Annotated in this window: 22 protein-coding genes; 16 read left to right on the top strand and 6 right to left on the bottom strand. The window is 55.5% G+C overall.

Annotated features, from left to right (window positions below; translation table 11 throughout):
• From ABYV26_RS04270 to ABYV26_RS04260, 3 genes are all read right to left on the bottom strand, one after another.
• The coding region (locus ABYV26_RS04270) for an ABC transporter ATP-binding protein (protein WP_372678482.1) at positions 1 to 813 on the bottom strand (813 nt) is incomplete at its 3' end.
• Between the two features lie 19 nt (positions 814 to 832).
• Complete coding sequence (locus ABYV26_RS04265) at positions 833 to 1,924, bottom strand: ABC transporter ATP-binding protein (protein WP_372678480.1); 1,092 nt, start codon at positions 1,922 to 1,924, stop codon at positions 833 to 835.
• A 277-nt stretch (positions 1,925 to 2,201) separates the two neighbouring features.
• Positions 2,202 to 2,963, bottom strand: a complete 762-nt coding sequence (locus tag ABYV26_RS04260; protein ID WP_372678484.1) for a DeoR/GlpR family transcriptional regulator — start codon at positions 2,961 to 2,963, stop codon at positions 2,202 to 2,204.
• Positions 2,964 to 3,267: 304 nt separating this feature from the next.
• Here ABYV26_RS04260 and glpA point away from each other — a divergent pair, with 304 nt between their 5' ends.
• The 4 genes from glpA to ABYV26_RS04240 all read left to right on the top strand — a co-directional run bounded on the left by glpA (position 3,268) and on the right by ABYV26_RS04240 (position 9,200).
• Positions 3,268 to 4,833, top strand: a complete 1,566-nt coding sequence (glpA, locus tag ABYV26_RS04255; protein WP_372678479.1) for an anaerobic glycerol-3-phosphate dehydrogenase subunit GlpA — start codon at positions 3,268 to 3,270, stop codon at positions 4,831 to 4,833.
• Between the two features lie 213 nt (positions 4,834 to 5,046).
• Entirely contained in the window at positions 5,047 to 6,345 is a 1,299-nt protein-coding gene (gene glpB / locus ABYV26_RS04250) for a glycerol-3-phosphate dehydrogenase subunit GlpB (protein WP_372678477.1), read from the top strand.
• 45 nt (positions 6,346 to 6,390) lie between these two features.
• Entirely contained in the window at positions 6,391 to 7,902 is a 1,512-nt protein-coding gene (gene glpK, locus ABYV26_RS04245) for a glycerol kinase GlpK (RefSeq protein ID WP_372678475.1), read from the top strand.
• Positions 7,902 to 9,200: a TMEM143 family protein gene (locus ABYV26_RS04240; protein WP_372678473.1), complete on the top strand. Its 1,299-nt coding sequence runs from the start codon at positions 7,902 to 7,904 to the stop codon at positions 9,198 to 9,200. The genes glpK and ABYV26_RS04240 overlap by 1 nt, the downstream gene beginning before the upstream one ends.
• A gap of 63 nt (positions 9,201 to 9,263) precedes the next feature.
• On the opposite strand, the gene ubiE is transcribed toward ABYV26_RS04240, so the two are convergent.
• Complete coding sequence (ubiE, locus tag ABYV26_RS04235; protein WP_372678471.1) at positions 9,264 to 9,974, bottom strand: bifunctional demethylmenaquinone methyltransferase/2-methoxy-6-polyprenyl-1,4-benzoquinol methylase UbiE; 711 nt, start codon at positions 9,972 to 9,974, stop codon at positions 9,264 to 9,266.
• Positions 9,975 to 10,075: 101 nt separating this feature from the next.
• Here ubiE and dnaJ point away from each other — a divergent pair, with 101 nt between their 5' ends.
• Together dnaJ and queD are read left to right on the top strand one after the other, a co-directional pair.
• Entirely contained in the window at positions 10,076 to 11,191 is a 1,116-nt protein-coding gene (dnaJ, locus tag ABYV26_RS04230; protein ID WP_372678469.1) for a molecular chaperone DnaJ, read from the top strand.
• A 44-nt stretch (positions 11,192 to 11,235) separates the two neighbouring features.
• The gene (queD, locus tag ABYV26_RS04225) at positions 11,236 to 11,607 is read left to right on the top strand and encodes a 6-carboxytetrahydropterin synthase QueD (protein WP_372678467.1); all 372 of its coding nucleotides are present in this window, start codon (positions 11,236 to 11,238) and stop codon (positions 11,605 to 11,607) included.
• A gap of 147 nt (positions 11,608 to 11,754) precedes the next feature.
• On the opposite strand, the gene pyrE is transcribed toward queD, so the two are convergent.
• Positions 11,755 to 12,333: an orotate phosphoribosyltransferase gene (pyrE, locus tag ABYV26_RS04220; protein ID WP_372678465.1), complete on the bottom strand. Its 579-nt coding sequence runs from the start codon at positions 12,331 to 12,333 to the stop codon at positions 11,755 to 11,757.
• A 275-nt stretch (positions 12,334 to 12,608) separates the two neighbouring features.
• Here pyrE and ABYV26_RS04215 point away from each other — a divergent pair, with 275 nt between their 5' ends.
• From ABYV26_RS04215 to ABYV26_RS04180, 8 genes are all read left to right on the top strand, one after another.
• On the top strand, positions 12,609 to 13,913 hold the full coding sequence (locus ABYV26_RS04215) for a TolC family protein (protein WP_372678463.1): 1,305 nt from the start codon (positions 12,609 to 12,611) through the stop codon (positions 13,911 to 13,913).
• Positions 13,910 to 14,599, top strand: coding sequence for a cell division ATP-binding protein FtsE (gene ftsE / locus ABYV26_RS04210; RefSeq protein ID WP_372678461.1), 690 nt, complete (start codon positions 13,910 to 13,912; stop codon positions 14,597 to 14,599). The genes ABYV26_RS04215 and ftsE overlap by 4 nt, the downstream gene beginning before the upstream one ends.
• Positions 14,600 to 14,636: 37 nt before the next feature.
• Positions 14,637 to 15,515 carry a permease-like cell division protein FtsX gene (gene ftsX, locus ABYV26_RS04205; protein ID WP_372678459.1) on the top strand — a complete coding sequence of 293 codons (879 nt, stop codon included), beginning with the start codon at positions 14,637 to 14,639 and terminating at the stop codon, positions 15,513 to 15,515.
• A 23-nt stretch (positions 15,516 to 15,538) separates the two neighbouring features.
• A complete protein-coding gene (locus ABYV26_RS04200; protein ID WP_372678457.1) occupies positions 15,539 to 16,963 on the top strand; it encodes a peptidoglycan DD-metalloendopeptidase family protein in 1,425 nt (474 codons plus the stop codon).
• Between the two features lie 11 nt (positions 16,964 to 16,974).
• Complete coding sequence (locus ABYV26_RS04195; protein ID WP_372678455.1) at positions 16,975 to 18,348, top strand: S41 family peptidase; 1,374 nt, start codon at positions 16,975 to 16,977, stop codon at positions 18,346 to 18,348.
• Entirely contained in the window at positions 18,341 to 19,324 is a 984-nt protein-coding gene (locus tag ABYV26_RS04190; RefSeq protein ID WP_372678453.1) for a divergent polysaccharide deacetylase family protein, read from the top strand. The genes ABYV26_RS04195 and ABYV26_RS04190 overlap by 8 nt, the downstream gene beginning before the upstream one ends.
• A gap of 272 nt (positions 19,325 to 19,596) precedes the next feature.
• Positions 19,597 to 20,340, top strand: a complete 744-nt coding sequence (locus tag ABYV26_RS04185) for an EI24 domain-containing protein (protein WP_372678451.1) — start codon at positions 19,597 to 19,599, stop codon at positions 20,338 to 20,340.
• 42 nt (positions 20,341 to 20,382) lie between these two features.
• Positions 20,383 to 21,384: an NAD(P)H-dependent flavin oxidoreductase gene (locus ABYV26_RS04180; protein ID WP_372678450.1), complete on the top strand. Its 1,002-nt coding sequence runs from the start codon at positions 20,383 to 20,385 to the stop codon at positions 21,382 to 21,384.
• Positions 21,385 to 21,797: 413 nt separating this feature from the next.
• On the opposite strand, the gene ABYV26_RS04175 is transcribed toward ABYV26_RS04180, so the two are convergent.
• On the bottom strand, positions 21,798 to 22,691 hold the full coding sequence (locus ABYV26_RS04175; protein WP_372678448.1) for a LysR family transcriptional regulator: 894 nt from the start codon (positions 22,689 to 22,691) through the stop codon (positions 21,798 to 21,800).
• Between the two features lie 130 nt (positions 22,692 to 22,821).
• On the opposite strand from ABYV26_RS04175, the gene ABYV26_RS04170 reads away from it, so the two are divergent.
• Together ABYV26_RS04170 and ABYV26_RS04165 are read left to right on the top strand one after the other, a co-directional pair.
• Complete coding sequence (locus ABYV26_RS04170; protein ID WP_372678446.1) at positions 22,822 to 23,289, top strand: DoxX family protein; 468 nt, start codon at positions 22,822 to 22,824, stop codon at positions 23,287 to 23,289.
• 61 nt (positions 23,290 to 23,350) lie between these two features.
• Positions 23,351 to 24,342 (top strand): ADP-ribosylglycohydrolase family protein (locus ABYV26_RS04165; RefSeq protein WP_372678444.1); only part of this gene is annotated, 992 nt, incomplete at its 3' end.

Genomic DNA, 24,342 nt, shown 5'->3' with positions numbered 1-24,342 from the left:
CGTTTCGGGATCCAGGGCGATAGTCACCCCGTCGACCCGCGCATTTTGCCCCTCAAGGGTGCAGGGTAGAAAATTCATGCCGGGGCTTCCGATAAAATAGCCGACGAACTTGTGCCGGGGATTTTCGACAAGCTCCTCCGGTGTGCCAACCTGGACGATTTCACCTTCGTACATAAGGATCACCTGATCCGCGAAGGTCAAGGCTTCCACCTGGTCGTGGGTGACATAGATCATCGTAAGCTTGAGCTGTTCGTGGATCTCCTTGAGCTTGCGGCGTAGATGCCATTTCAAATGGGGGTCGATGACGGTGAGGGGTTCATCGAAAAGCACGGTGGCCACATCGCTTCGCACCAGGCCGCGGCCCAGGGATATTTTTTGTTTGGCGTCGGCGCTCAGGCCCGCGGCTTTTTTCTTCAGGTCCGGGGTCAAATCGAGGATCTCGGCCACCTCGTGTACCCGCCGGGTGGTGTCCGCTATGTTGAAGCCCCGATTTTTCAGCGGAAAGGCCAGATTGTCGAAAACGGTCATGGTGTCGTAAAGCACCGGAAACTGGAATACCTGGGCGATGTTGCGTTTTTCCGGGGGAAGGCCGGTCACGTCGATGCCGTCGTAAAGCACCCGGCCCTTGCTGGGTTTGAGCAGCCCGGAGATCACGTTGAGCAACGTGGTCTTCCCGCAGCCGGAAGGCCCAAGCAAGGCATAGGCGCCGCCGTCTTCCCACAGGGTATTGATTTCCTTTAAGGCATAGTCCGATGCCGCTGTTGGATTCGGATAATATGAGTGGGCGATTTGATCGAATTCTATGCGCGCCATTACGTTCTCCAGGCTATCGCTATGCGGTAGGCCCGGTAGCCGGAGGAGCGGCCACCAGTTGACCGGCGGTACCGTATACAAAAAGGTGTTTGGGGTTGATGAAAACCGTTATCTGGTTTCCCATGGCAAAGGGGTGCACGCCTTCCTGTTGCACCACGAAAGCGCTTTTACCATGATGGACGTAAATAAAGGTTTCCGATCCGTTGATTTCGGCCAGTTCCACCGTGCCCGTTATGGCGAGGTCTCCGTCCGTCTGGTTGGAGAGCCACAGGTTGTTGGACCGGAAGGCAAATCGGTATGATCCGTCGGCAAGATCGGCAAGGTGCCCGGTTAAGGGGACCGGAATGTTGTCTCCCATAATAGCCCTTCCGTCATTTACCGCACTTTCGAGTGCATTGATGGGCGGGTCGCTGAACACTTCTGCGGCTCTCAAGGTTTCGGGCCGCTGATACGCAGTGGCGGTGGCGCCGGTCTGCAGCACCCGGCCTTCGTCGAGGATGACGACATTGCCGCCCAGCATCAGGGCTTCGGAAGGCTCGGTGGTGGTATACACCACAATGGCGGATCGCTTGCGGAAAATCTCCTGAAGCTCCACCCGAAGTTCTTCCCGAAGTTTGTAGTCAAGGTTGACCAGCGGCTCGTCCAACAGCAGCAACTGGGCATCTTTGACCAGGGCCCGGGCGATGGCCGTGCGCTGCTGCTGGCCGCCGGAGAGCTCGGCGGGAAGGCGGTCCAGCATGTCCTCCAGGTGCAGTATTTCCGCGGTCTCGCGTACCCGCCGTTCCAGTTCTTTTTTAGGTATGCCGCTGATCTTCAGGGGGGAGGCGATGTTGTCAAAGACGGACAAGGAGGGGTAGTTGATGAATTGCTGGTAGACCATGGCGATGCTTCTTTTCCTGACGGAAACACCGGTCACGTCCTGGCCGTCGATGCTAATTTTTCCATGGGTGGGCCGGTCTAAGCCGGCCATGATTCGAAGCAGGGATGTTTTGCCGGAAAGGGTCCGGCCCAGCAGCACGTTGCGGGATCCATTTTCAAACGCAAGGTCTATCTGTCGGAGATGGGTTTCTCCATCCACCACTTTGCTGACATTCTGGATCTTCAGGCCCATCGTACGGACTCCGATTCTGCAGATATTGTGCTATGGTTCGGATATGAGAGATAGAAGAGGAGCAACCACGATTAAATTAGCATCCTGTCATTATTTTCGCAAGTGAAGATTCATCGTGCCTATACGCAAATAGGTGGAAAAACCACGTTCGTAAGTGAAAAGCTATGCTCGCCGGTGAACGGCGACGGCAAGCGCATTCCCCGCGGCTTGCCACACGGAATGTTCGATCCGGTTGATGAATCCAGTTGCCAATGGCAGGCGGCCCAGGACTGCCTCGTCAGGCGACGTGCAATTCGACTTCCGATGCGGCGATGATTTCTGCCAGCCCGGAAGGCGGCCGACGGTCCGTGAAAAGGCAATCGATCTCGGCAATGTTTCCAAGCCGAACCATGGCGTTGCGGCCGAATTTGGTGTGGTCGGTCGCCAGGTATATCTTGCGCGAATTGTCGATGATGGCACGGGCGGCCCTTACCTCACGATAGTCGAAGTCCAGCAGCGTGCCGTCCAAATCGATGCCGCTGATGCCGATGATACCATAGTCCACTTTGAACTGGCTGATGAAATCGATGGTGGCTTCGCCAATAATGCCTTGATCGCGGTGCCGAACCAGCCCGCCGGCGACGATGACTTCAAAATTTTCGTTTGAACTCATAATGGAAGCCACATTCAGGTTGTTGGTGATCACCCGCAGCCGCTTGTGGTTGCACAGGGCGTGGGCAATGGCTTCGGTGGTGGTGCCGATGTTGATAAACAGGGAGACGTTGTCCGGAATGTGCTGGGCAAGCAGGTGGGCAATTTTCTGTTTTTCTCGGAAGCAGAGGACCTTTCGTTCGTTGTAGGCCACGTTTTCGGTTGAGGTCGGAATGGCGGCACCGCCATGATAGCGGCACAACTTGCCTTTTTCACTGAGGGTGTTGATGTCCCGGCGGATGGTCTGCGGTGTCACTGAAAAGGTCTGGGCAAGGGCTTCAATGGTTACAAACCCTTGGGACTGAACCATTTTTTTTATCTTTTCGTGCCGCTTCTGAACCGGGGCCATTTTCCCGGTGGTCATTGTTTTGGGTGGTGCGCCGGCCAGCGCTCTTTTACCTGTCATGTTAAGCGATTTCCGATAGGGGGTTGTTGTGCTTTTTCGTTTTAGAAAGAGTTTGGTTAGGTCTGATTTAAAACGAACAATTATTGGTGACAAGTACGATCTTGTATGGTATTTTTTATTTATTTCCCGGAAAAAAGGATCAAAACACGTTCGATAGCTTACCATTCGCGCGGGTTTTTCACAAGTGAAACATGTTGTCGACGCGTTCAGGACTCAGCTCAGCCTGGACCGCAGATGCAGGATTAAAATGGACCCACAATTGGAAACGCAGGTGTTGATCATCGGTGGTGGTGCTACCGGCACCGGGCTGGCCCGAGATCTGGCCCTTCGCGGCATCCGTTGCATCCTGGTTGAGAAGCAGGACATCAATTCGGGTGCCTCCGGCGGAAACCACGGCCTGCTGCACAGCGGTGCCCGGTATATAGAATCGGATCCCTCCTCGGCCAGGGAGTGCCGAAACGAGGGGGCGATCCTCAAGCGACTGGCACCCCAGTGTGTTGAAGACACCGGCGGTCTCTTCGTTGCCGTCAAGGGAGATGACGATAGATACATCGCCGGTTTTGCTGATCGATGCCATCGATGCGGCATTGATGCGGTTTCTGTTGATCCAAAAGACGCCCTGGAAATGGAACCGTCGCTTTCAGCGAACACGATTGCCGCCTTTGCGGTGGAAGATGCCTCCATCGACCCCTTTAAGCTGTCCCTGGACAACCTGGCCCAGGCCGGAGCATTGGGAACCGCGTTGCTGCTGCATCACAAAGTGGTGGGGTTTGACCAGCGCAATGGCCGTATTGAGGCGGTGCGGCTGATGGACCGCCGCCAGGGCCACGAGGTCCGTGTACATGCCGATCAGATCGTGAATGCCACCGGGGCTTGGGCCGGTGAGGTGGCCGCCATGGCTGGTGCCCGGATCAATATGGTGTATTCCCAGGGCAGCCTGATTATCAGCCAGATGCGGTTGGGCGAACGGGTGCTCAACCGCTTGCGCAAGCCGGCGGATGCGGACATCCTGATGCCGGGAGGAACGGTTTCCATTTTCGGCACCACCGCTAGGCGGATCGATGCGCCGGACCAATGCCGTCCCACAACAGCCGAGATCGATGCCATGATCGACGACGGCATGGCCATGGTGCCCAAACTGGCGGACACCCGTTTCATCCGCGCCTATGCCGGTGTTCGACCCCTCGTGCGGTCCGGCAACGGCTCCGATGACCGGGCCGTGAGCCGCGGCTTTTCGCTGCTGGATCATGAATCGGATGGGCTGAAGAATTTTATCACCATCACGGGCGGCAAGCTGACCACCTTCCGGCTCATGGCGGAAAAGACCGCCGATCTGGTCTGTCGGCGGCTGGGAAACAACAACCCCTGTCGGACCTGTGTGGAACCATTGCCTGCTTCCAGTGAAGCCCAGTACACAGAACCCGGTCTGACCCCGAAAATGTGGTTCAAAAAGAATGACGCTTCGGATCTGTTGCTGTGCGAGTGTGAAATGGTTTCGACCCGTGTGTTCAACGAGATCGCGGCATCCCTGACGAACAACGGCCATCGTCCAGGCTTGAGGGAGTTGGGACAGCGCAGCCGGGTGGGCAAGGGGCCGTGTCAGGGGTCGTTCTGCAGTCTTCGAATGACCGCCCATATGTACAATGAAGGGATGCTCGAAGCCGGCGAGGGGGTCGGCGAACTGAAAGATTTTCTCAACGAACGCTGGCGCGGGATGCAGCCGCTGTTGTGGGGACCGGCCGTCTCTCAGGCCGAGCTTCAGGAGGCGCTTCACTGCGGACTCTTGGGTCTCGATGTCAGCGAAACCGCCTAATGTCCTAAAAAAAACCCAACTTGCGGCCCAGAGCGGCGTTCTCTCGATTGGGAAATCCTCGCCGTAGCGCTGCTACGCCTGTGGTTTCCAAATCGCTGCGGCCTTGATCTGAACCCCAAGCTACCCTTTTTTGAAGGGCATTCACGAAAAAACAAGTTTATCAGGAACTACCGGTTCAACTGTGACGGTAATCCAGCAAAAAGATTGTAAAACATGGAAGTTGCGAAGAAAGAACCGATAGCATGCCGGCTGATGGTCATCGGGGCGGGTATGGCCGGCATGGCGGCGGCCCTGTTCGCCGCCCGGCGCGGCATATCCACCGTGCAGGCCGGGCTCACCGGCGAGACCCTTTATGCCAGCGGCCTGTTCGACCTATACGGCGTGGCCCACGGCAACACACGGGAACTGATCGACAATCCCTGGCAGGGATTGAAACAGCTCAAACAAACCTATCCCCAACACCCCTTTTGCCTTGTCTCCACCAGCCAAATCCGTTCGGCCATGGATGGCGTGACTGATTTTTTGGGCCATGCCGGTCATCCATACGCTGGATATCCAGACCAAAATGCTCGATTGATCACCTCGGTTGGCACGATCAAACGCACCTTCCGAGTGCCTGAAACCATGTGGTCCGGCGTGCAGGCGCTGGAAGAAAAAGCACCCTGTCTAATCGTTGAAATAAAGGGGCTGCGTGGCTTCAGTGCGAGCCAGATCGTCAGCACCCTGAAACCCTCATGGCCGGATCTGAGGGCCGCGCCCATCGAGCTGCCCTGGCAAAACCGCCTGGGACCCAAATATGCCGAGCACATCGCCCGGGGGCTTGAGGTTGAGGCCGCTCGCCGGGACCTGGCCGAGGCCATTCGTCCCCATCTGGGCCAGGCCAAATTTGTGGGGCTGCCCGCCATTCTTGGGATCCACGACAGCAAGGGTGTTCACCATGATCTCAATCAGATGCTCGGGAGACCGGTTTTCGAGATCCCCACCATGCCGCCGGCCATTTCCGGCATTCGGCTTAAAGAGACTTTTGAAAGCCATCTTCCCCCTCTTGGCGTGAAATCCTTTTATCATCATACCGTGCATTCCATTCACCGTCTGGCAAACGGTCGATTTGTCCTCGAGTTGGGAAGAACCGAACCCGAGACAACGGTGGTGGCGGAACACGTGCTGCTGGCCACCGGCCGGTTTCTGGGAAAAGGATTGGTGGCTGAACGCCAGGGAATCCGTGAAGCGCTCATGGATCTGCCCGTCTGCCAACCGGAAAACCGCAGCTGCTGGCACCGGCAGCAGTTTCTGGATCCAAAGGGCCATGCCATCAACCTTGCCGGAATCGAGGTGGACGACCGGTTTCGGCCCTTGAATCCGGATGGGCATGTGGTTTATGAGAATCTGTACGCCGCCGGTTCCATTCTGGCTCATCAGGACTGGATCCGAACCAAAAGCGGTACCGGTCTTGCCGTGGCTACGGCCTACGGGGCTATCGCGGCCATGGTCAATGATCTCGTCGACAGTTGAAGCTGAAGTCGGTTAAAAGTCCTTATTCGAGGAAAGGAGCAACATATGGCCAGCTATATCGGCGCATTGGATTTGGGCACCACCAGCAACCGGTTCATCCTTTTCGACCATCAAGGTCAGATTGTCAGCCTGGATCAGATGGAGCACGAACAGATCTTTCCCAAGCCGGGCTGGGTTGAGCATGACCCATTGGAAATCTGGGACAACAGCCGCCGGGTGATCAAAGGGGCTATGGGAAAAGCCGGGATCACCGGCAAGGATATCGCCGCCATCGGCATTACCAACCAGCGCGAAACCGCGGTGGTCTGGGACAAAAAAACCGGCCAGCCCTATCACAATGCCATTGTCTGGCAGTGCACCCGTACCGATGAAATCTGCAGCGCCCTGGCCAAAGAGGGCGGTCAGGACCGCTTCCGCAAAAAGACCGGGCTGCCCATCGCCACCTACTTCTCAGGACCCAAGGTCAAATGGGTTCTGGACAACGTTCCCGAGGCACGGGCGGCGGCGGAAAGGGGCCAGGCGATTTTCGGCACCATCGAAACTTGGATTATCTGGCAGCTTACCGGCGGTTCGGCTGGCGGCGCCCACGTCACCGATGTGACCAATGCCTCGCGGACGCTGCTCATGGACCTGGAAACCCTGGCCTGGGATGATGAAATCCTCAAGATCATGGGGATTCCCCGGCAGATGATGCCGCGAATCGTGCCTTCCATCGACAAGAACACCTGGGGCCATACCCTGAAGGAGGGCCCCTTGGGGGCGACGGTGCCGGTGTGCGGCGCCCTGGGAGACCAACAGGCTGCCCTGGTGGGCCAGACCTGCTTTGGGGTCGGCGAGGCGAAAAATACATATGGCACCGGCTGTTTCATGTTGCTCAATACGGGCACCGAGCCGGTCCAGTCCGCCCATGGCCTGTTGACGACCGTGGGATACCAGATCAGTGGGGAAAAGCCGGTGTATTGCTTGGAAGGGTCGGTAGCCATGGCGGGCGCCCTGGTTCAGTGGCTGCGGGACAACCTGGGGCTGATCGCCTCGGCGCCGGAGGTGGAAACGCTGGCCCGAACGGTGGACGACAACGGCGGCACGTATATCGTTCCGGCCTTTTCCGGCCTGTTCGCCCCCTACTGGCGCGCTGACGCGCGCGGCGTCATTGTCGGCCTCACCCGTTATGTCAACAAGGGCCACATCGCCCGCGCCGCGCTGGAGGCCAACGCCTACCAGACGTTGGACATTGTAGAGGCCATGAAAAAGGATTCAGGCGTTGAACTCAACAGCCTGAAGGTCGATGGGGGGATGGTCGCCAACGAACTGCTCATGCAGTTTCAGTCCGACCTGCTCAACGTGCCGGTGATCCGGCCCGCCATCACCGAGACCACGGCGCTGGGCGCCGCCTATGCAGCGGGCTTGGCCGTGGGATACTGGGCCTCCATGGAGGATCTGAAACAATACTGGTCGGTGGACAAGACCTGGCAGCCGCATATGGATGACCATGTGCGCCAGGCCGGTGTTCGGAGTTGGAAAAAGGCGGTTCAGCGCACCTTTGATTGGGAGGAGTGATGGTGGTCGTCCCATCGGTTAGAGAACGATTCATTCCCATCCGCAAAGCGGACCTCGTAGATGGTTTAGCCAACAGCAAAATGGTCACACCCAACGACCGAGATGCCTTTCTTCGCTTCAGCAGCATCCTTGATAGTCTCTTCCATTTTGAATTTCATGCGAAAACAGAGACCCTCAAGGAAAACTACCACCCGTTTAACCCTGACAACGACACGGTGAGCGTCCGCCGCTTTTCCCACGAAGCGCGCAAAGTCCATGAAGACCGGCTCATGCACGCATTTAAAGACGTGTTGAATCAGGCCAACTATCAACAAATCACCGCGACCGATCTGACATACGCCATGAACCGGGAATCGCTCTTCAAGATCAACTTGTTGGTTGATTTCGATGATTTTGAGAATCAATTGGTTTTTAGACGGGGGGCCCAATCCCATCGGATCAGGCGCAAAAAATGGTTGTTCAAAGAAGAAACCATCGACATCACCGTCTACGACAGAGTGGCGCTGATCATCAAATACAAGGATGAACCCTATTTTAAGGCGCTCAAGCGAAAGGATCTGAATTTTGACCCGGGAACCATGATTGTAAAGCTCTTCAAGAACATACCCAAAGGGGATCTGGAGATGCTGTTTCCCAACGCACAGGTTCGTATGAAGCTCAAGGACAAGCTGCTCATGGGCGGCTTTGCCGTCGGTGGCGGTATCACGGTAATTTTAAAGGCCAGTGCGGGCCTGGTTGCCATGGCGAGCATCCTATGGCTGATGTCCCGCTCCGTTATCGTCGGTAGCGGTGAGATCCCGTCGCTGGGCCCCGTGGAAATATCCGGCATGGTGGGCGGGGTGACGGCCATTGCCGCGATTGGGGCGTTTCTTTTCAAACAGTGGAACAGCTATAAGAACCGCAAAATCAAATTTATGAAAACCCTGGGGGACAACCTCTATTTCAAGAACCTGGACAACAACGCCGGCGTTTTTTACCACATCATCGCCGATGCGGAGGAAGAAGAGTTTAAGGAGGCCCTGCTGGGATATGTTTTCCTGGCTGAATCCAAAGGCGGATTGACCGCTTCCGCACTGGACGATGCCATTGAAGACTGGTTTAAAACGACTTATGACACCCCCATTGATTTCGAAATCGAAGATGCGTTGGGAAAACTCAAGCGGCTGAAGCTATGCGAAATCGCCGGGACCGCTGATACCGGTCAACCGGTATGGAGGGCCGTCTCATTGACGGAGGCCGGTAAACGGCTGGATTTTCTGTGGGACAACTTTTTTCAGATGCAAGCGACGCATGTGTGACAAACAGCAAGCGGATTAACCCGCGGTACCGTCATTCAGAACCCTCTTTTTTTTCAACAGCTGTCAAGGTTTGACCCCTACAAACAGGTTGGCGATTCCCAGCGTCATGCGACGACAGGTGACATGGGAAAAGCCCGCTTGCTCCATGATGGTCATAAAAACATCGATCGCCGGGAACCGGGAAACCGACTCGGGCAGGTAGGAATAGGCGAAGCGGTGCTTGGAAAAGAGCCTGCCGATGGTGGGGAGCACCTTCTGAAAGTAAGCCAGATAGGCGTCGCGCAGGCGGGTTTTTTTCGGCGTGGCCAGTTCCAGCACCAGCAACATCCCGCCAGGCATGAGGCTCTCATAGAAAGCCCTTAGGGCGCCGACCTTATCCTGGATGTTGCGGATGCCGAAGGCGACGGTCACGGCGTGAAAGGATGCCTGGCCAAAAGGCAGCGCCAGGGCGTCGCCGGCCATCAGGGAGATGGCCGTGTTTTGATTCCGGCGAATCTTCTTCCGGGCCAGGCGAAGCATTCCCGGTGAAAAATCGAGGCCGGTCACCTTCACCTGCGGCCCCTTCTGCCTGGAGATCTCAAGGGCGACGTCACCGGTGCCGCAGGCCACGTCCAACACCCGCCCGTTTGAGGGAATGGCCATGACCGACACCATTTTTTTTCGCCAGACGACATCCTGGCGGAGGCTGAGCAGGCGGTTGAGCAGGTCATAGCGCGGGGCGATGCTGTCGAACATCTCCCGAACGAAGGGAAGCTCCCGACTTTCCATTGACATCCTTTCATCTTGCATTAATCTTATGCAACATTTAAACGACGAAAAATTAACACATCACACCGCCCGTGACAACACGAAGGGGTAACGTTCCAGGACAATCCATGGCAGCTAAACGAGACTATTATGAGGTGCTCGGCGTCGATCGAAACGCCGGCGATGCGGATTTGAAAAAGGCCTACCGGAAGCTGGCCCTTCAATTTCACCCCGACAGAAACCCCGGAGACCAAAAAGCCGAAGAAAAGTTCAAGGAGGCCGCCGAGGCTTACGAGGTTCTCCGGGATGCCAACAAGCGCCAGATTTACGACCAGTATGGCCACCAGGGACTGGAGGGGTCGGGGTTCTCCGGTTTCGGTGGCTTTGAAGACATCTTTTCCAGTTTTGGAGATATCTTCGAAGATTTCTTCGGTTTTGGCGGCGGCCGCCGATCCAGGAGCCGGGCCAACAGGGGCGCTGACCTTCGATACGACATGCAGCTCACCTTCATGGAAGCGGTCTTCGGTACGGAAAAAGAGATCGATGTGGAAAAGGCGGAAGCGTGCACCGCCTGTGAGGGAAGCGGGGCTGAACCTGGGACCGGTGTGGAGACCTGTTCCCAATGCGGAGGCAGCGGCCAGGTGGGCCGCAGCCAAGGGTTTTTCACCGTCCGTACCACCTGCGGCCACTGCCGGGGTCAGGGACAGGTCATCTCCAATCCGTGTAAGACCTGCCGCGGCCATGGCAAGGTGCTGGCTCGTAAAAAAGTCTCCGTCAGAATCCCTGCCGGCGTGGACAACGGTTCACGGCTTCGCCTCACCGGTGAAGGCGAAGCCGGCGTCTATGGTGGACCGCACGGCGATCTGTACGTTTTCATTCACGCGGAAGGCCATGATTTCTTCAAGCGGGATGACACCAACGTGGTGTGCCAGATTCCGATCTCCTTTGTTCAGGCGACCCTGGGTGATACCATCACCATCCCCACGCTCAACGGGGAGAGCGAACTGATGATCCCCAAAGGCACCCAGCCCGGGGACATCTTCCGGCTGCGGGGCGAAGGAATTCCCTCCCTTAGGAACGGCCACCGCGGCGATCAAGTGGTTCAGGTGAGCGTGAAGACCCCCACCAATCTAAGTAAAAAACAGGTGGCACTGCTCAAAGAGTTTGCCTCGCTTGAAGAGCGCAAGTTCACCAGCAAATTGAAAACTATTCTAAAAAGCGGCCCATCCAGGGTGGCCAACTGAAACACCGGCATCGATCCGGCAAGATCCACAGGAGCGGATAGATCATGTTCGAATTAAAAATTGTCAGCCATTTCGCTGCCGCCCACCAGCTGACCATGGTGGCAAAAAAATGCGAAAACCTCCACGGACACAACTGGAAGGTGGAGGTATACCTAAAGGGTGATCGACTTAACGACGCGGGCGTTCTGGTCGATTTCGGTATTTTAAAAGGCTATGTGAAAGAGATCATGGGCCGTCTGGACCACAAATTTTTAAATGAACTGCCCTACTTTAAAACCGCCGCCCCGTCCTCGGAAAACCTCGCCTATTACATTGCCACCAGCCTTCAGGAGATGATCAAGGAGCCGGGTATGGCCGTCAGCCGCGTGACCACCTGGGAATCTGAAGACGCCTGTGCGACCTATTTCCCGCAGTAAGTGCCCATCCACAACGAAGCAGGGGAACGAATGGAAAATTGACACCGTCGTTCCCCTTTTTTATGTACGCACGCCGTAATGATCGATGCCCTTGGGATGGCCGCCGAAGGCCACGCATCCTGTGGCCTTTAAATCAAGCGCGGACCGTCAGTCCGCTTTTTGGGCCTTCGCCATCTGTTTCCAGCAGGCGACCAGTTCATCACGGGTGATGATGGCGGTTGCGTGGGGCACATGGGATCGGATGTTGTCCATACCCCCCTCCTGCCGGTCCACCAGGATCACCGTGCGAACCACCGCCAGTCCTTCGCTGCGGGCGCGCTCGATGGATTTGATGGTGGAACCGCCGGTGGTGGCCACATCATCGATCACGACGACTTTTTCACCGGGCAGGATGTCCCCTTCCACCCATTTGACAATGCCGTGGTCCTTCTGGCTTTTGCGGATGGAAAAGGCATTCACCGGTTGGCCCTTGAGCTCGGAGGCAAAAGCGGTGGCCATGGCGATGGGGTCGGCGCCGAAGGTGAGGCCGCCAACGGCCGAAGCCCCGCTGTCCTGAATGGCCGCCAACATTAAATGGCCGGTGAGAAACATGCCGCGGGGGCTCATGGTGGTGGGTTTGCAGTTGACATAAAACCGGCTCATGCGGCCCGACACCAGCTTGAATGCGGGCGTTGGGCTGTACTTGAAGGATTTTTGACACAGCAGGTGAATCAGTTCATTTTTCATGGGACGCCTTTCAGACGGCCGGATTTATAAGAAATACTTGATTTTAAGGGATTTTTCGTATAAAAAAGCCCCCACCGAACTGGAAGAAGCCCGTCATTGGGATTCAGTGGAGGCTTCGGCAAGGAAAACTGGAAACAGCACTCCTTGAGCTTAGTAGCGGTTCATAACGGCTGCGAGGTTGCCGGTCAATGCCAAACCCCGAGGGGAGATCAGCCATAATACCGTTTTCATCGACCCGTTATCGATGTCTTTTCGCATCTATGGCCTTCTTTTGCATGTGGCTGACCGCAGCGATGCCGGCCGGTGGCGATGAGACGGCGGCGTCGCCCGACATGGACCTGGACAGGACGGTGGCCCTGGCTCTCCAGGCCAACCTTTCCGCGCGCATTTCCAGCCAGCGGACCCGTGCCGCCGATGCCGTGCTCAAATCCCGGCGCACGGAGTTTCTGCCTACCTTCAGCGCCGAGTACAACTACACCCGCAATGACGAACCCCGCTTCAGCGTCATTCCCACCTTGGGGGTTGTGCAGCCAGAGGAGCAATACGCTTTCGTGACCAGTGTCACCCAGCCCCTGTTTACCGGCTTCGCCCTGACGAATCAGCACCAACTGGCTGAGATGGGACTGGACGCAGCCCGTCTCAACGAGGCGCTGGTGCGTCGGGACATCGTCTTCGAGGCCAAGCGGGTATATTTTCTGCTACTCAAGGCCCAGAAGCTCAATGTGGTGGCCGAAGAAGCCGTCACCATGCTGGAGGCCCAGACGGAAGTGGCCGCCAACTATCACGAGGTGGGGATGACACCGCTCAACGACCTGCTGAAAACCAAAGTCGAACTGGCCAATGCCCGCCAGGACCTCGTGGCGGCCCAAAACAATCTGGAGATTTCCCGGGCCGACTTCAACCTGCTGTTGCGCCAACCCATCGGCACATCGGTGACACCAGCCGATATCCTGGACTATGCACCATTGTCCAGATCTCTTGCCGAGTGCCTGGAAACGGCGGAAAAGGATCGCGTGGAAGTCGCCGTGGCCGGCCTGGAAATACAGATCCGCGAGAAGGAGGTCAGCCTGGCCAAAAAGGATTATTATCCGACCGTCCAGGTTCAAGGCAATTACTACAAACTGGGCACCGACTGGCAGGTGGACGGTGGCGAAGGTATTTCCGACAGCAGCTTTTGGGACGTTCAGGCCCAGGCCCGCTGGGATTTCTGGCAGTGGGGAAAGACCGGCTACGGCGTTGCGGAAAAGAAAAGCAGACTGACCGAAGCGCGTCTCAACCGCACCGACCTGCAGGACAAGATACAGCGGGAGGTAAAGCAGGCCTGGCTTAAAGCGGATGAGTTCGAGAAGAACATCGTCACGGTACAATCCGCCATCGAACAGGCCAGGGAGGGGTTTCGTATCAGTGAAGCGCTGTTCAAAGAGCAGATGGCCACCTCCACGGATGTCCTCGATGCCCGGACCCAGCTGTCCGAAACCATGACCCGATACTACAATGCCCTGTACGATTTTCAAATCGCGGCGGCGGCCCTCGATCGGGCCATGGGAAAACCCAGCATCGACATTGCCGAGGCCCAATGACCAGCATGGTTGAAAATAGCGCCGTCATCCGGATGTTTCACGTCCACAAGCGCTACGGCGCCAAGCAGGCGCTGGTGGACGCCACCCTGGATATCGCCAAGAACGAATTTTTATTCATCAGCGGACCCAGCGGGGCGGGGAAATCCACGCTGCTCAAGCTCCTCTACCTGGCTGAGCCGGTCTCGGAAGGGCAGATCCTGGTGGACGGCATGAATCTCTCCCGGATTCCGCGTCGCCGAGTCTCCATGCTCCGGCGAAAATTCGGTGTCATTTTTCAGGATTACAAGCTCATCCCCACCCGAACCGTCTACGAGAACGTGGCCCTGGTGCTGGAGGTCCGGGGCATGAAGCGCAGCCTCATCGAAAAGAAGGTGAAAAGCGTGCTTCGCGTGGTGGGCATGGAAGACCGTATGGCCGCCTACCCGCCCAGCCTATCCGGCGGTGAGCAGCAGCGGGTCGCCGTTGCCCGGGCCGTGGCCGGCGACCCCAAGATCATCCTGGCCGATGAGCCGACCGGCAGCCTCGATGATGAATCGGCAGCCACTATTTTTGGGCTGCTCCACATGTTCTATAACCGCGGGGCAACGGTCGTGGTGGCTACCCATGATAAAGCCCTTATCGAAAATGCTATCGGCCGGGTGCTGCAGATACGACAGGGACGGCTGGATATGCCTCCGGATATCTGAACATGAACCGAGCGTTTACACTTGCAGAGACCAACCGATGATCTTCTACACCCGACGCGCCGTCAAAGACATTCTGGAGAACCGGTTTCTCAATGTGGTGACCATCATCACCATCGCCTTGTCCGTTCTGATCGTCAGCGCCTTCGGCCTCTTTTTCCTTAATGCGCAGGATATGTTCGACGCGTGGAAAAAGGGCGTCCGGATTATGGTTTATCTGGCACCGGATACCTCCGAGGCCCAGCGCCTGGACACCCGATACCGGCTTCAGACGATTGCCGGCATCCAAAGCGTACGCTTCATATCTAAGGAAGATGCCCTTGATTTGATGAAGGCGCGGATGCAGCGGCAGACGTCGTTGCTGGACAACCTGCGTGAGAACCCGTTGCCCGACGCCTTTGAAGTGACCCTGGTCACCGAATCCAACTCGCCGGAAAAAATTGAATTTCTGGCCCAACGCATCGAAGGCCTGCCATCGGTATCCGAAGTGGAGTACGGCCAGCAATGGATCGACAGATTTGCCAACTTTTTCAATTTGTTCAAGCTGGTCGGCTACGGCATGGGCGCCATGTTCTTCATGGCCACGGTCTTTATTTCAGCCAACACCATCCGCCTGGTACTCTACTCCCGGCGGGAAGAGATCCACATCATGCGTCTGGTGGGTGCCACGGATAACTTCATCAGGTTTCCCTTCTATTTAGAAGGCCTTATTCAGGGACTGTCAGGAGGCCTGATCGGCCTTGGGATGCTCTTTTCCGCCTTCTCCGCCATTGGGTCCCAGTTTGAACAGACCTTGTCTGCGGAAATGGTTGCCATTCGTTTTTTTTCCATGGGCACGTGTGCCGCCATTCTCGGCGCAGGCATGCTGACGGGCCTGTTGGGATGCTTTTTTTCCCTTAAACAATTCGTGAAAGAATGAATGATCGTTCGGAAAAGAAAAACATGCCTCGTACCAAGATCCTTTTCCGTCCCGAAACGATTTGGCTGTTTTGGTTGCCTGTGCTGATCTTCGGTCTTTTCGTGCAGCCGCTTTTAGGTGCCGGGGACCCCAAACCGGCGACGATCCTGGTATCGGAGCTCAACATGCGCTCCGGACCCGGAAGCCACAACCCGCCCATTACCACCTTGCGCAGAGGAGCCCGGGTGCTGGTGCTTTCATACGAAGGCGAGTGGGTCCGGATTCTTTTCGAGGATCAGACCGGGTTTATCATGAACCGGGAGAGCTATCTTCGCATCGACGAACCTGGTGTGGTGCCGGCAGGGGATGCGACGCCCCCACGTTCGGCGAACAGCGCGACCGACAACCTCAATCGGGAACTGGAGGCGTCAAGGCAACAGGTGGACTCTTTTTCGAAAGCGGAGACCGCCATCATCAACGACCTGGACGATACCGAAAGAGCCCTGGACGGTGCCCGGAAAAAGGTGGCCCGTCTCTCTTCGGAGCTTAAGGCCGTGGAGTTGCGCATTCGGGAGCTCGAAGCGCAATACCGGGAGATCGAACATCGAGCCGACCTAAACGAGAAGTATGTGGCCGGTCGACTGGCAGCCCTATACAAGCTCAGTTGGCTGGGTAAATTCCACATCCTGGCCTCGGCGGATACCATGTTCGATTTCTTTTCCAGCAAACGCGCCATGGAGCAGATCCTGGCCCATGATGAGGCCGTGCTGACCCAGATGTCCCGGGACAAGTCAGAGATGCAGGCGTTGATGGCGAAGCTGGTTGCAAGAAAAAATGACAAGCAGACGACGACGGCAGACCTGAGCAATCGCATCGACACCATGAACACCGAACAGGCCCGGCGGGAGGATCTGCTCGCAGAGATCCGGGAAAAAAAATCGCTTCAGTTGGCCGTTATCGAGTCCCTAAAGACATCGGCGCGAGCCCTGGACCAAACGGTTGAATCCTTCAACACCGAACCGCTTGCTGCGGGCCCACGGCAGGCCATGGTTGCGGAAAAACCCTTTGCGGCGCTTAAGGGCTTGCTTATGATGCCAGTGAAAGGTAAAATAGTTTCTTTTTTCGGCCATTACAAAGACAACAAATTAAAGGTGAGCCACTTTCAAAGCGGTATTAACATCAAAGCAGACAGGGGTGAACCGATCCGGGCCGTATACAGCGGTCAGACACTGTTTTCTTCCTGGTTCAAAGGCTTTGGCAATATGCTCATCATCGATCACGGCGACCACTACTACAGCGTGTATGCCCATCTGGAGGAGCAGTTCAAGTCAAAGGGAGATCCGGTCGAAGCCGGCGAAGTGATTGCCACCGTGGGCGATACCGGCTCGATGACCGGCGTCGGACTGCATTTTGAGATACGCCACCACGGAAAACCGATGAATCCATTGGGTTGGATCAAGAAAGGCTAGAGGAGATTCGAATGACAGCCAGAAAAACCCGTCACCTGAAAATGTGGGTGGCAATGGTGCTCGTGTCAGCCGTGTTGATACTGGGTCACGGCTTTTATCGGGATTTGTCCGCCAATAGTGAAGAGACGTACAAGGGCTTGAAGCTTTTTTCCGACGTTATCGAGCTCATCCAGCGAAATTACGTGGATGAGGTCGAAACCCAGAAAATGATCGAAGCGGCCATTCAGGGCATGGTTCGGAGCCTGGACCCCCACTCTTCCCTGCTTCCTCCCGATGCCTTGAAGGAGCTTCAGATTGACACCCATGGCGAGTTCACCGGCATCGGCATCCATGTAACCATGCGCAATAACCTGGTGACCGTCATCTCTCCCATCGAGGGCACGCCGGCCTACCGGGCCGGTATCAAGGCGGGGGACAAGATTATCAAGGTTGACGGAACACCCAGTGAGGACCTGCGGGATGCGGTTAAGCGCATGCGTGGGCCCAAAGGCACCAGCGTTGTGATCACCGTCCTCCGGCAAGGCGCGCCCGAACCGCTGGATTTCAGCCTGGTGCGCGACGTGATTCCCATCTACAGCGTCAAGGCAGAGCTGCTCGAACCCGGGTACGGATACATCTGGATCACCAATTTCAGGGAAAACACAACCGGCGACCTGATCGAGGCCCTGCAGGCGATGGAAACGGGTGAGACCCCCATGAAGGGCCTGGTTTTAGACTTGCGGGACAACCCCGGGGGTATTCTCAACCAGGCCATCGAGGTGTCCGATCTATTTCTGAATGAGGGTGAAATCCTAAGCATCAAGGGCCGCGAAGGACAAAACACCAAGGTGTTTCGGGCGCATGCCGACGATGTAAAGCGAACCTATCCCATTGTTGTTCTGATTAACGGCGGAAGCGCCAGCGCCTCCGAGATCGTGGCCGGTGCGCTCCAGGACCACAAGCGGGCACTGATTTTAGGGACCACTTCCTTCGGCAAGGGGTCCGTGCAGACTGTGGAGACCCTGCGGGACGGCTACGGCCTTAAATTCACCATCGCCCGCTACTACACCCCCTCGGGCCGTTCCATTCAGGCCAAAGGGGTGGAGCCCGATGTGGAGGTCAAGCACCGCATCCTCTCCGACACCGACACCAGCGGTGAACGGATGCTCAAGGAGAAAGACCTGAAAAATCATTTAGATGCCGATCCGGATGACGAATTTGAAGCGCCTCGGGCTGAACCGGATACGACCCAAAAACCGGCTCCGCCGGAAACCCCGGCGCTGAAGCGATTTAAGTCCAAACACAGCCCCTTGGATCGGGACGCGCTCTTTTCCGATAACCAGGTTTTGCGCGCGCTGGACATTTTGATCAGCTACGATATCTTCAAAGACCTGAAAAATGGCTAAGAAAGGTTCCGCAAAACCCAGGGTCCGGAAAAAAAAGAAAAAAAAAGGCCTCAACCCCACCCTTCAGTTGATGAAGATCGTTGCCGGGGTGACGTTGCTGGTCTGCCTCGTGGTCACGGCCGGGCTGCTGGCCAATCGGCTTCTCATGCGGCCCGCGCCGCAGGTGGCCTCAACGTCCAGGCCGATACCCATCACCCGGCCCGACCCAGGTCCGGTGCATCACAGCGTCCCTGATTACGAAGCGTTCCACCGTGAGGCGGTGGTGCCGCCGCATCCCATCACCCGGACCAAACCGATAACCAACGGCATTCCCGTAGCCATCATCATCGATGACATCGGCTACGATCGAAAAATGGCCGAGGGTTTTCTGGATCTGGATGTGCCGCTTACCTTCTCCGTGCTTCCCGAGGGCACCTTTAACCACAGCATCATCGACCAGGCCCTGAAAAAAGAGGTAGAGATCATGCTTCATCTGCCCATGGAGCCAGGCGACTACCCCAGCGTCAACCCCGGGCCTGGCGCGCTGTTGTCCTCCATGAAGCCCGACGAACTCATCGCCCAGCTCAATGCGAACCTCGACCGAGTTCCCAATGTCAAGGGCGTGAACAACCACATGGGTTCCAAGCTGACGGCATCATCCGAGAAAATGCGCCAGATCTTTACCATCCTGAAAAAGCGGGGCCTCTTTTTTGTGGATAGCCGCACATCGGCGGACACCCTGTGCCGGCTGTCGGCAGAACTGCTCCACTTGCCCTTTGCCGAGCGGGATGTGTTCATCGACCACGAGCAGACCCGCGGCTTTGTGAAACAACAGCTGAAATTGCTAATAAAACGAGCTAAGCGCCAGGGCTACGCCATCGGCATTGCCCATCCCCACCCGGTCACCCTCGAGGTGCTGAAGGAGATGCTCCCCGAACTGCAAAAGGCGGTTTTTTTGACCCACGCGTCACGGGTGGTGGCTTTTCAGCAGGGATGACGGCTGCATAAAACGGTAAACAGCAAATCTCAATACCCAAAAACCAAATGACAAATAAATCACAATATCTGAAATTCAAAAACCCAAACCTCATGATTTTTACCAAAAGATATTTCAATCATCTATTTGAGATTTGAGACGTGTAGTTTGGAAATGGTCTGAAAATTGATGATTGTATTTTCCTATCCTGTCGGTCAGGCTGCGCCGAAGGTGTGACCTGACATTCGGGTTTCTTGAAGGTTCAGAAAAACAGCCTGGCGTCAGGAGGCAAGATGAACCTGTTTTCTGGAATTTTATACAATTTCAAGGGGCTGTGGCTGGGCATCCGAACACCCCGGCTGTTGCTGCTGGGTTTTCTGCGATTTGCTGTGGTGGCTATATTGACGGTGGCCGTCTCCGGGCTGATCCTGACCAAGCACGCTGACATCCTGGCACTGTTGTGGCAGCAGCCCGAAAGCCCGTGGATCGTCTGGGCCTGGCACGTGGCCTCCTGGTTGCTCTCGCTGATGTTGATGGGCATATCGGCGGTGGCTGCCTATCTGCTGGCTCAGGTGCTGTTTGCCGTGTTTATCATGGATCTGATGTCCCGCATTACCGAACGCCTGGTTACCGGCAAGACGACGGCGCCACCCCATGTGTCGATCGTGAATCAGATGGGATTTCTGGTTCGCCAGGAACTGCCCCGCAACATCATCCCGGTTTTGCTGACGCTGATCATTATGGTCCTTGCCTGGTTTACGCCGCTGGGGCCGGTGCTGACTGCCATCGGTCCCATGGTGGCGGCCATCTTTCTGGCCTGGGACAACACCGACCTCATTCCCGCCCGCAACCTCGAGCCTTTTGGTCAACGATTCAAGGCCTTGGGAAAATCACCGCTCTTCCATCTGGGCTTCGGATTGCCCTTTCTCATCCCTGTGCTGAACCTGGTCTTTCTGAGTTTTGCACCGGTGGGGGCCACCTTGTATCAATTGGATCGGATGAAGCGAGCGGCTTCGTCTACACCCTCCGGTGAATAGGCCGCGCCATGTTTTTTTCCATTATACTATCGGAGGGAAAAGATGGGCCACAACCGCCTATGTAAACTGCTGGGAATTAAGTACCCGATCATTCAAGCACCCATGAATTGGGTCAGCGGGGCCGACCTCGTCGCTGCCGTATCAAATGCAGGTGGACTTGGAACCCTTGGGCCCAATGCCGGTGCTGAAAATATCACTTCGGACGTTGAGTTGACCGGAGAGAGGATGCGCGCTCAGATAAAAAAAGTGCGCCGTCTCTCTCAAGCCCCTTTTGCCGTCAATATCGTCGTCGGTGTTGGGGAAGACATGACGTACTCAAAAAAAATCGTCGATGTCGTTATCGAAGAAGCGGTGCCGGTGGCAATCGTTTCGGTTGGCCGCCCCGACATTTATACTGATGTGCTCAAGGCCGCCGGCGTTAAAGTGCTGCATGCCATTTCCACCGCCAGGCACGGTCAAAAGGCGGAACGCGCCGGTGTGGATGCGGTCGTCTGTGAGGGCTTTGAAGCCGGCGGCCATAAGGGCTTCACGGAGCTGACCACCCTCACCTTGACCCCCATGGTTGCAGATGCCGTGGATGTGCCTGTGATTGCCGGTGGGGGTATCGGCGATGCGCGAAGTGTTCTTGCCATCATGGCTCTGGGTGCGGATGGTATCTACATGGGCACCCGGTTTATGGTTACGCATGAGTCCGAAAGCCACCCGCGAGTCAAGGCGGCCATTGTAAACACGCGGGATGTCTGCACCATTTCCGTACCCAAGGACTACATGCTTGCCAGAGATCTAATCAACGATTTCACCAAGCAGTATTTAGGATTGAAAAAAGCCGGCGCAAGCAACAGCGAACTGTCTACTTTTCTCAACGACCACTCTCAGTATCATTCTCAACACCTTGGCAAGGCGGATAACTCGGAAATATGCTGCGGCCAGGTTGCCGGGCTGATCAACGACGTTAAAGGCGCCGGTGAAGTGGTCGAAGATGTTGTGGGGGGCATCGCAAAAAGGTTTGAAGAACTCAAAGCGCGGTTGGGTTGCCTACTATAGCCGTCGACACCATTTTTGACCGTTTCCCCCGATCGTGTCTGACGCCTGAGGCGATCGCCAAAGAGATGGCGCTTCGACCTTTTACGCAACAGATTCAAGAAACACAATGTTCATTAAAAATCTTTTCTATGAACGTGTGGTTTTCAACAACCTGCCTCGGCACCGGTCGCCTGCGCACAAAAGACCGTTCTTGATATTTACTCACGAAGCGTAAAGCTAAACAGTTTTAAATGGATTTCATCTGCGTGGCATAGCCACTCCGAATCTGTAAATTTTAACAAAATTACATATAGTTGGATCATGGCAAGAAAGCTGTCGTTTTCGCCAGGCCCTATATCGTGCGATAGCCAAATCTATTATTGGTGGAATAAATGTTAGACTTCTTCGACAGCACTCAAGATTATTGACGAGTATTAGCCGACCGGTTCCTCAGCTTTTGTTTCATGATACATAAACCGCATGAATGCCTTTACGCGAGCGGTTTGGCGAAGGTCAGGATGGGTTAATATCCAAACATCATGGTGGCAGGACTTTGGCAGATCCATCACTTTAAGCATGGTATCATCAGAATCTCCAACGTAGTGGGGTAAAGGCGTGATACCCATACCTTGTTGGGCAAGTTTATATAGACCAGATAGTTTATCACTGACTGCCGAGATGGAGCTATTTGGCACAAATTTTCGCAGCCATCTATTTGCGGGCAAACCTGCCAACTCCTCATTGGGTAAGAGAAACTGATGATCTTTAAATTCCGTCCGTTGCTCAGGTTTTCCATACTGCTTTATATAATCGGCAGAAGCGTAGAGGTTGACGCGCAAAGGGGTCAATTTTCTTCCTACCATGTAATCCGGCTGCTTGTTAACAGCTGGAATGACAATGTCTGCTTCACGTTTGGTAAGATTCGTATAGCGGGTACGGATATTAATATCTAAAACTATATCGGGATATTGCGCTTTGAACCGACGGACATAGGGCGGGAGCCAATAATATCCCAACGTATCCGTGGTAGAGATCTTCAGAATTCCACGTAATCGGATATCTTTTCCCACCAATTTTCGTTGAATGGCATAAACATGCTCTTCTATTCTCTGGGCAGACTCAAGCACCTCTTCACCTGCTTCGGTTAGCACGTATCCTGTCTTCAACCGTTTAAACAGACGAACTCCCATCTTCTCTTCCAAAGAATTGATCCGGCGAAATACGGTCGAGTGATTGACGCCCAATTTCTTTGCGCCTGAATTCAAGCTTCCCTGCAAGGCCACGGTAAGAAAATAGTGAAAATCGTTCCAGTCGGTTTGGTTGTGCATTTTTGCAATATCCTTTTGCAAATCGTGACAATTGATTTGCATAAAACAGAAATAATATTCTTAGTCAAGGCAGCAGATCATGATTTGTCGATCCGCTGGCACGCAAAAATCCAAAAAAAGGAAAAATATCATGACTGATGCAAAAATGGCACAATATGCGGCTTTGACTCTTCGACTATCGCTTGGTATCATGCTTCTTGCACATGCCGGTTTGAAATTTTTCATCTTCACCCTCACCGGAACAGCTGGCTTTTTCGAATCGCTGGGTTTGCCCGGCTTTGTTGCCTATGTCACCTTTTTTGTAGAACTGTTTGCCGGTGTCCTGTTGGTAGCCGGTTTCTATACTCGATGGGCAGCAGCGGCAGCCATCCCCATACTGGCCGGCACTATTGTTTTCGTCCATGGTTCGGCAGGCTGGTTGTTTTCTAATCAAGGCGGCGGCTGGGAATACCCGGCTTTCTTACTAGCGGCATCGGTAGCGCAGGTGTTACTGGGTGACGGCGCTTTTGCTCTGCGCAATGCCTTCAAGGGTTCCATTACTATGGGCGACACCAATGTGACCAGGGCTATTCTATCATCCATGGTCCCGTTTAAATAAGCATACCTGATCGTGTGCCCATCTGGCAAAAAAGTTAATTCACAGTTTTGGGAGGTTGATTATGTCTAAAAAGTCTGTCCAAGACAGAGCGGAAGGCGCCCTATTGGGTGCCTGGATAGGGGATGCAATGGGCCTGGGGCCACATTGGTACTATAGTCTGGAAGAACTTCGCCGGGACTATGGAGATTGGATTGACCGGTATACCGATCCGAAACCAGGTCGCTACCATGATGGCATGAAGGCTGGACAACTCTCCCAATCTGGGTTCATCCTGAGGCTCATGGTGAATTCATTGATTTCTCAGGGAGTCTATGATGAAGCTGACTTTTGCCGCCGTATGGACGAGGAACTATTTCCCCTTCTTGACGGCACACCGGTAAGCGGACCGGGGCGATACACCAGCCAATCCATTCGGGAAGCCTGGCGCCGCCGCGTACAACAAGGCCTGGCCTGGGGGCAGACCGGAGGCCATGCCGATACGACCGAGGCGATCGAGCGCACCCTGGCCATTGCGGTCCGCTATGCACTGGAGCCCGGCCAACTCGCCGCAGCCATCACGACCAATACCCTGTTGACCCAGACCGATGACACGGTGGTGTCCATGACCGTCGCATTCGGTGCGGTTCTCGGTCTCCTGGTGCAAGGCCATTACCTGGACGCAGATCTGTCGGGAAAACTGATGCGCCTCGTGAAAAGCGGGGCGCTGCCGTTCCACGCCGTAACCAGGGACGATCTGAAGCCGCCGCAGGCGGGTGACCCTGATCCGCCCAGAGCAGGCCGTTTCGCCTCCCCGGATGCATTGCTTTCACCCTCCTACATGGCTTCAGCAGCCGTTGATCCGGAAATTCGGATAGAGCCTGCCTGGAAAGTTTCATTGGTGTACGGGATGCCCTGCGCTATCTATCACATGCTTCCGGCGGCTTACTATTTATCCGCACGTTTTCATAATAATTTTGAATCCGCTGTGCTACATGCCATCAACGGCGGTGGCCAAAACCAGGTGAGGGCAATTTTAACGGGAGCTTTGACTGGCGCCCAAGTGGGCCTGTCAGG

The organism is Desulfosarcina sp. (assembly GCF_041551955.1).
Classification (GTDB): domain Bacteria; phylum Desulfobacterota; class Desulfobacteria; order Desulfobacterales; family Desulfosarcinaceae; genus Desulfosarcina.
This window is presented reverse-complemented; position numbering and strand designations above follow the sequence as displayed.